The organism is Mesorhizobium sp. Cs1321R2N1, assembly GCF_037179725.1.
Taxonomy (GTDB): domain Bacteria; phylum Pseudomonadota; class Alphaproteobacteria; order Rhizobiales; family Rhizobiaceae; genus Mesorhizobium; species Mesorhizobium salmacidum.
Genome location: NZ_JAPYKP010000223.1, coordinates 1 through 5,954, shown reverse-complemented (window position 1 = coordinate 5,954; position 5,954 = coordinate 1). Strand labels below are relative to the sequence as shown.

Here is a 5,954-nt window from a genome sequence, read left to right as displayed (position 1 = left end):
CAGCCCTGGGCAACATCACGCCCATCGAATTCGCCATAAAAATGGCGCTGGAAAAACAGGCCGCATGAGGCCAGAAATGAAGCGCCGGACTCTCCATTGAAATGGAGGGAACAAGGGTCTCAGGTCAGGCGCTATCCAGCCCTAGGTGAAATGGTTAGAAAATCGCTCCGGCGGGCGGCTCGATATTCGGCCACTGATTGTCGATAGCGCCACATGCGGCCTGCATCTCCTTGTACAGGTAAACGGCATTCGACGGCGCGGCATAGACCTTTCCGTTGAACAATCGAGCGTCTGACAAAGATCGCGCTCGGCCACCGCCTCCGGCTCAAACGGTTCGCCGCGAAAAACGCCAAACATCAAAGCCGACTAATACCCTGCCGTCTTCTCCGGCAGCTTGGCCGATTTGCTGTAGCGGAAATTGATGGCTCCGATCTTGCGATTATTCTTCTGGTTCGTCCGCGCTACGAGCAAATCCGGGAAGAAGGAAATCTCGGTCCCGTTGAAGTCCAGCTTCTTCTGGGTCTTGCAGCGGTCAAAGTCCTTCCCCTTAATTGCCTCACAACCCATCGTTAACACACAATTAACGTAATCGATATTGTGCTGCTTGACCTCTGCTTCAAACTCCGTGTCTCGTTTGTACGTGGACGAAGTCGGAACCGACGGCCTCACGCATTTAGACAAAGACAAGCAGCGCTTTCTCAGCCTCACCGGGGTTGCGATGCGCGTTGACTACGTGCGCGACGAGTTTGCCCGAAACTTGGATCTAATCAAAGCAAGGGTGTTCGAACATGACCCGGATGATCCGATAGTTTTCCACCGCAAAGATATCATGGGATTAAAAGGTCCGTATGAATGCCTTCGCGATGTAGGCAAGAAAGCTCTTTTCGATGAGATGATCCTGAAGCTCTTTCAGGACTCTGAGTACACGGTCATCACCGCCCTTATCGACAAGAAGTGGATGGTTGCGCAGGAGCATTGGGCGCGGAATGAACCCTATCATTTTCTCATGGAAATCCTGGTCGAGAAATACCTCCAGTTCCTAGAGCGCATGGGGACTATTGGCGACATCATGCCTGAGAGCCGACAAAGCAAAGATGATCTGTTGCAGAAGGCGTTTGACGGCCTTCGCAGGGGTGGTTGCGCCTATGTATCCGCTCCAAGGATCGCGTCTGCGATCCGGGCAAAGACACTCAAATTTCGTACCAAGCTGCATTCGATCCTGAGGGTCTGGGCGCCTTGCCAGCCTGGTATAAACTTGCGCGTTCCTGTGCTGCGTCCACGCGCGGCGCGCCTCAGTTCTGTTGCTCGAGTTGTTGGAATCCTGTTCTGATGGCGTCGACCAGAGTGGATATTGAGTAGGGCTTTTGCACCCAGCCAAGTGGCCTTGCCGCTTCGGCGCGAAGCTTCACCTCCTGGTCGCCATGCGCGGTTGTGAAGATGCATCGTATGCGATGGTCGCGATAAAGTTCCAGCGCGGCATCAATTCCGTCCCGCTTTCCAAGCAAGCGGATATCCATGAGGACGAGCGTCGGCCTGGTCGAGAGCGCGAGGCTCACAGCTTGTTCGGCGCTGACCGCCGTTCCGGCCAGCGAGAACCCCGCCGCGGTCAGTCCGGCTTCCGCGTCGAGCGCAATCAGGTAATCGTCTTCGACGATCAGTATCGTCCGACCGGCCGTAGGCGTTGCCTCACCGCCGCCCATGTCGTCTCGCGACCAGGCCAGTTGGGGTTTGAATGCGCGGTCGAACTCCCCGGCTTGGCTTGACTCAGTCATCGCGGGTTCCAGTCGCACGGCCGATCTCCAGCGGTGCTTGAGAAAAAGTCACCACGCATCGACATGGGTCTCGATGAACTTCGAAGGTTCCGCCGATCTGCCGCGCGAGCCCCTCTACAAGCCGCAGTCCCGAGGACGTCGCGCGCACCGAGTTCAGGTCGAAGCCGGAGCCTTCGTCTCTAACCACCAGCGAATTACCCTCCGCCTTCTTGGTAATGCTGACTTGGACGGTCCCTCCGGCGCTGCCGTCGAGGCCATACTTGACCGCATTGGTCAAAAGCTCGTTGACGATGAGGGCCAGCGGCATCGCCACGTCGTTCGGCAATTTGATGCTGTCAGCTTCACAAACCAGCCGTACATTCGGTGGAAACATTTGCTTGGCAGTCTCGCAAACGGCCCCGAGGAAGGGCTGCACACTGAAATTGCTGGCGTCGGCGGTATCGTAAAGGACGCGCTGTGCGGCCGCCATCGCGGCAACCCGTTTGCTTGCCTCGTCTAGTACGTCACGGGCTTCCAGGCTTCGGCTCGTCCTCGCCGCCACGGAAAGCAAGGACTTCAGCATCATCATGTTGTTCTTGACGCGATGGTTGAGTTCGTCGAGCAAGATTCGCTGTTGGGTCTCGGCCTGCTTTCGCTCGCTGACATCGACCAGCATGTTGATGCCGCCAATGACGTTCCCATCCGCATCCCGCATCGGTGTCGGATAAGGGATGAAAGGGATCCTGATTCCGTCCGGCCGCTCGGCAATGGCTTCATATCCGCGGACCGGCTTACCTTCCCTCAAGGAGATCGCCATCGGGCATTCATCGTGAGGAAGCGGCGTGCCGTCGGGCCAGAAGAGCTTCCAGGTCACGCACCATTCGTCACTGCCAATTACCGGAGTCCGCCCGGCAAGTGCAACCGCGGCTTCGTTGAAATAAGTGATCTTGCCATCGCGATCGGTGGTGTAGATCGCGGCAGGAATAGCGGCGAGCAGATCCTGAAGGTGACGTTGGCTGTCGCGCACCTTTGCTTCGGACATTTTTTGATCGGTTATGTCCCGGGCGATCTTGGAAGCACCCACCACCCGACCCGTCGCGTCGCGAACCGGCGATATTGTCAGCGAAATATCCACCAGTGTTCCGTCCTTGCGGCGGCGAACCGTTTCGAAATGGTCGACGAGTTCACCCTTGCGGATCCGACCCAAGATCAGAGGTTCCTCATCCAACCGGTCGTCCGGGATGACAATGGTGATTGGCTTGCCGATCACTTCCGCGGCCGAATAGCCGAACAGGCGTTCGGCGCCCCGGTTCCAGGTCGAGATGATGCCGTTCAGGTCCTTGCTGACAACCGCATCATGCGACGACTCCACGATTGCCGCCAAACGCTGGGCGGCATTCTGCGCCTTCAGGCGCTCGATCCCGAAACCAAGCTGGCGAGCGATGGTGCGAGCGACTTCGACCTGGTCGGCGGAGCAATCCCACGGCTGGTCGAAATAGGCCATGAACTTGCCAAGCAGTCGCCCTCCCTCCGTTATCGGAACGAAGCAAACCGCGCCAATGCCCTCGGCTCGGATTGTCCGCTTCAGTTCTTCCGGAAGCTCGGCTTTTTCCACATCGCCCAAGGTAATCGGCTGAGGATCGGCGCAGTCAGCCGGCCAGGGCGAGTGGCCTTCTACTGCTGCGCGATATGGGTCCGAAAGGCCGCGCCATGCCACAAACTTCATGATCCCATCGCTCAACAGCAGGATCGAAGCGCGCTGACAACCCAGCGCACGCTGGATGGCGTCGAGCGCAGGCTCATGGACGTCAGCTGGCGTACGGGCATGCTGCAGCATTTCAGTGAATTGATGCAGTGCAGCCTGCTCTTCCGCCCTTTGGGCAAGCGTCGCCTCTATTGCCTTGCGCTCGCTGATGTCGTGCTGCACCCGCACCGCGTAACGGAACTTTCCCTCGCCGTCGAAGACGCTGGAGGAAGTAACGAGGGCCCAGACAAGAGACCTGTCCTTGCGAACGAACCGCTTCTCCATCGTGTAGCTTTTTATCTCACCCGCGACCTGCCGCCAGTACTGCTCGCGGTCGGACTCGACATCAGCCGAAAAAGTTTGATCGAAAATCGACCGTCCAACCAGTTCCTCCGGCGCGTAGCCTAAAAGATCGCACAAATGGGCATTCACCCTAAGCAGCCGGCCTTCGGCGTCGGCCTCGACAATACCCGTCCCTGCGCTTTGGTAGGTGACAGCAAGCCTGTTTTCCTGTTCGCGTAACAGCTCTTCCGCTTTGATCTTATCCGTGACATCGATCGTGACGCAGCGCGTGTTGAGGAACCGCCCGCCAACCGCACGCACGTTGGATGTGATTTCCACCCAACGCATGGAGCCATCCTTGGCGCGCAACCTCGCTCGGTAGTGTTGGAGGTCCTCGCGCCGGGAGAGCCGGTTCAAAATGTCTTCGATCGCGGCGGGATCAGCGTGAAAGTCCCGAATGCTACGCCCGACATATTCGCCAGCCGTGTAGCCGAGCATGTCCAGCTCGGCGCGGTTGGCGCGCAGAATAGTTCCGTCATTGGCCACCAGGTGGAGAGGGACTGCCGCGTTCTCGAAGAAATCTTCCAGTTCGCTCCTTACGACAGCATCCGAATCCCCTTCGCGGCTGTTGTCATCAGCACGAAAGCCCTTCGCAAAGGCTCCGGGGCCCAAAACCCTTTGTTCCATGCAGACTCCGAGTCCCCTTCAACCTCGCTCAATGCGCGAGCCGGAAAGAGGTTCCAGACCGACACCCGATCCTTCCAACCATTTTAAAGCACCCAATGGTCCTGATTCCGGCCGCTCTTCACCCAACCGTAACCACGCCACACAAGCTCACGATCGTGAATGGTTCGGCTTGCCTTCCCGTCGGGGTGCTATCATATCGCCGTCGAGGATGACGTCGCGCGCCGGCAGCCGTTAAGCGGCCGCGATGCAGGCCAATAGCGCTTCGACCAGTCATTGCCCTTGGGCCGCTGGACTACGATATTGCATTCCGAGGATCGGCCGATCGTCACGAATTCGTTGCTTCGGCAGGATCGCAACTGATCTCAATAGCAGGTGACTCTGCCGCGGCGGGGCGGATCGCCTGTCGATAATGGTGCCCCGGCTGGCGACTGCGTGCTGAGGGCCCGATCGTCGCTCCCCCGGGCGACCTGAAAATTGGTCGAGCTCACCGGCTCCGTCGACAGATTGCGCCAGCTCGCCGCGATGTTGGCGTTGCCACTGGCGTCGGCGGTGACGCTTTGTGTGCCGTAGCCTTCGAGCTGGCGCGATCCGTAGAAGCGGGCTGAGCCGTCCGCATCGGTGACCGTGCCGGGGGCTAGTACTTTAGGGGATCTGTGCCGACAGTTTTGAGAAGATTCGGAAGTCCCCTACCCTGATTCGGTAACTGACGACCCCGACCTGCCTTTGGTAGGTTGATGATCTGCCTAAGGGTTTGCCTGGCGTGTTAGCGCGGGGCGCTCGGGTTTCGCCGACTGACGCCACAGCGTTTCACCAGCGCGGTCGACGCCATGGAGGATCCGCAATGAATTACGAGCGGAGATCCAACTCGGCTTCCGCGCCCCTCGGCGACTGTCCTGACCGAGTATACACGATCGCTGCCTTGTTTCATGACGACCTTAAACAGTATGACGACCGCAAACAGTCGAGAGCTGCCCCGCTGCGCCTCATTCCGTTTTGCCTCATGATGTTGCTTGGATTTGCAGCAGTCGGGCTCGCTCCGCCAGTAACGAAACCTCCTGTCGCTCCCACCCAAATCGTGCCGCCGGACGGCGGATCGTCGGAATCTGCTGCGGCGGAACAGAGGCAAGCCCTGGGGTGGGAGCGGTCTTGGGTCGACGCGTTGAGGCGTGGTCTGACCGCCGCTCGGAGGGAAAGCGAGGCAACTCGCGCCGAAGCGCTTGCCTCGCAAGTCCGGGCTAAGGGGGAGCATGACCAGGCTGAACGCGAACGCGCAGCCAGTGAACAGAGCTTCCTCGCGCTGCACAAGGATATCGATGCACTCAAGACCGGCAGTGCGCATGGGGAAAATCTGCCCCGCGAACCGGCGGCGGCTCGCCAGGAACTGGCTGCCACGCGGCGCGTCATAGAAAACGCAAGCGCGCCGTCGCGCGCGGTCGCCGACCCGATGAACCAGCCGCAACCTGCCCTTGAAGGGCAGCGGCAAAAAGCCG

At 59.2% G+C, this 5,954-nt stretch carries 4 protein-coding genes; 2 read left to right on the top strand and 2 right to left on the bottom strand.

Annotated features, from left to right (window positions below; translation table 11 throughout):
• The first annotated feature begins 640 nt into the window (after window positions 1–640).
• Window positions 641–1,330, top strand: a complete 690-nt coding sequence (locus tag O7A61_RS30515) for a hypothetical protein (RefSeq protein ID WP_337132916.1) — start codon at window positions 641–643, stop codon at window positions 1,328–1,330.
• Here the strand turns inward: O7A61_RS30515 and O7A61_RS30510 are convergent.
• Window positions 1,293–1,790, bottom strand: coding sequence for a response regulator (locus O7A61_RS30510; RefSeq protein ID WP_337132915.1), 498 nt, complete (start codon window positions 1,788–1,790; stop codon window positions 1,293–1,295). The two genes, O7A61_RS30515 and O7A61_RS30510, sit on opposite strands and share 38 nt — an antisense overlap.
• Complete coding sequence (locus O7A61_RS30505) at window positions 1,765–4,464, bottom strand: PAS domain S-box protein (RefSeq protein WP_337132913.1); 2,700 nt, start codon at window positions 4,462–4,464, stop codon at window positions 1,765–1,767. The genes O7A61_RS30510 and O7A61_RS30505 overlap by 26 nt, the downstream gene beginning before the upstream one ends.
• An 841-nt stretch (window positions 4,465–5,305) precedes the next feature.
• Here O7A61_RS30505 and O7A61_RS30500 point away from each other — a divergent pair.
• The coding region (locus O7A61_RS30500; protein WP_337132912.1) for a hypothetical protein at window positions 5,306–5,954 on the top strand (649 nt) is incomplete at its 3' end.

What these genes read in the sequence shown, in the direction of transcription:
- O7A61_RS30505 (WP_337132913.1), bottom strand. Translation starts at nt 4,464, where the DNA reads ATGGAACAAAGGGTTTTGGGCCCCGGAGCCTTTGCGAAGGGCTTTCGT.